Source organism: Sphingobacterium sp. SGL-16, assembly GCF_011043515.1.
In the GTDB taxonomy this organism is placed as follows: domain Bacteria; phylum Bacteroidota; class Bacteroidia; order Sphingobacteriales; family Sphingobacteriaceae; genus Sphingobacterium; species Sphingobacterium litopenaei.
Genome location: NZ_JAAKGQ010000096.1, coordinates 1 through 2,033, shown reverse-complemented (window position 1 = coordinate 2,033; position 2,033 = coordinate 1). Strand labels below are relative to the sequence as shown.

Sequence of the window (2,033 nt, the reverse complement as noted above, 5' to 3'; positions counted from 1 at the left end):
ATTAACCAAACGAAATATTGAGATAGGGATTGACAATCGATTATGGATAAAGATCAACAGACAAAAGACGAATACACTTTCTTCTATTCCGATACTTCCAAAAGCACTTGAAATCCTAGAGTCATATCGAGATTATCCACCATGTGAATCTTACGGGCAATCATTACCCATATTGAGCAATCAAAAAATGAACAGTTATCTCAAAGAAATTGCTGATTTGTGTGGAATAACTAAAGAGCTGACTTTCCATATTGCAAGGCATACATTTGCTACCACGATTACACTCGCAAATGGAGTTCCGATTGAAACGGTTTCCAAGATGCTTGGCCATCTCGATATCCGCACAACACAACATTACGCGAAATTATTAGATAATAGAATTAGTAAGGATATGGAAAATCTTGTGGTTAAGCTCGAACAGGTTTGAATGTATAATACTTTTTTTAAAACTTCGAAGAATTTTGAAATCTCAATCTGAATGGAAATCATCTAAATGAATAATTACTATTTAAGTTTATTGCATATTTAAAAATTTTTAGTACCCTCAATTTTATTTATTTATTTTTTATAAATTAAAATCAAAAAATGAAATCCAATAATATAGCAAATGGGAAGCAAAAACTTCTCTATGATAAGGAAAAGACTAAACAGAAATTAATAAATGCTGTAGGAAAAGTTATCGTGAAAGAGGGATTTCAAAATATCAGGATCAATAAAATTGAAAGAGTTTCAGGAGTTTCGAAAAAAGCTATCTATGATTATTTTGGTGGTTTAGATGGATTGGTGACAGCATATTTGAATCAAGTGGACTACTGGAAAGAATTGAAGATTCAAAAGATTGAAGATAATGGTGCCGACAGAAAAGCTTTCAATGAAAAAGCTCTTTTCGAAATTTTAAAAAATAACCTAGAGTATTTTTCAAATTCTGAAGAAATGCAGAAGATTGTTTTATGGGGACTTAGTGAAAAAAATCCTACAATACGAGTTTTGACTGACCAAAGAGAAGTCTTGGGAGAAAAAATATTGCAGGAGGCAGAAGAATCATTAAAAGAAAAGAATATTGATGTTCGAGCAACGATGGCCATATTTATTTCTGCAATTTACTATATGGTTCTACATTCAGAAAATAATGGAAGTACAATGTGCGGTATTGATTTCTCCACCCAAAATGGAAAAGATAAGATATTAGATACTATGCAAAAATTACTTTCTGGACCTAATTCTCCGTGATTTCATAATAAGGATTGTAAGATTCAAACTTTCAAATTATTGCTTAAATCTAGAGTTTGGTTTTGATCAAAGAGAATAAAAATTCATGTTTATTCTCTAATTAAAAAATGATGTAAAAATCTTTATAATTTTCCCACTATTTGGTGGGAAATTTATAACTTTAACCTAAAGATGATATTAAAAGTTATCAAATTAGAAAATGAGAAAGTTATAACAGGTTAAATTAAAAAATTACATATGAAGTATTTATCAATAATTTGCTTGGTGTCATTATTAATTGGATGTAGCAAACAAGAAAATAAAATTCAAAAAGATTCAGAATTTTTATCCCGAGTTTTTAAGGATAATAATTTTTGGAATGCTAAATCGGCAAATGGTTTTTATCACTCGCCTGATAGCATGCAATTCATAGTTGCTTATGGGGAAAATAACGAGCGTTTAACAATAGCATTCAAAAAAGATATTGAAAGAATGGGGATTCAGGATTTTTATTCAGCTAAATTGATTGAATCTAATTGCGAACATTGTGCATCCATTAAAAATGCTTATAGCATTGATAGTACAAAAATAAACTCGTTTGAACTTATGAGTTACACAACATCAACTGAACCGAATAGAGTTGGTATACGCTTTTCATTAAACTTTAAAAAAGATAGTTTATATACTGATCATAAACCAATGCAATTATTGTTTGATGGAATATTGGAGGTTCCAATTAAAAATGAATAGTTGTAATGAAATCAATGATAATTCTTAAAATAAACATACTTTCTTTGTTAAAGATAATTAAATACAAATCAAAA

Annotated in this window: 3 protein-coding genes; all 3 read left to right on the top strand. The window is 29.1% G+C overall.

What is annotated here, in order from left to right:
- On the top strand, positions 1-427 hold a 427-nt coding region (locus G5B32_RS16770), incomplete at its 5' end, for a site-specific integrase (protein ID WP_165292641.1).
- Between the two features lie 158 nt (positions 428-585).
- A complete protein-coding gene (locus G5B32_RS16765) occupies positions 586-1,230 on the top strand; it encodes a TetR/AcrR family transcriptional regulator (protein ID WP_165292640.1) in 645 nt (214 codons plus the stop codon).
- Positions 1,231-1,467: 237 nt separating this feature from the next.
- Positions 1,468-1,959: a hypothetical protein gene (locus G5B32_RS16760; RefSeq protein WP_165292639.1), complete on the top strand. Its 492-nt coding sequence runs from the start codon at positions 1,468-1,470 to the stop codon at positions 1,957-1,959.
- The last annotated feature ends 74 nt before the right edge of the window (positions 1,960-2,033 follow it).

Excerpts from the sequence above, each read along its gene's own strand:
- G5B32_RS16765 (WP_165292640.1), top strand. The coding sequence starts at position 586 with ATGAAATCCAATAATATAGCAAATGGGAAGCAAAAACTTCTCTATGAT.
- G5B32_RS16760 (WP_165292639.1), top strand. The coding sequence starts at position 1,468 with ATGAAGTATTTATCAATAATTTGCTTGGTGTCATTATTAATTGGATGT.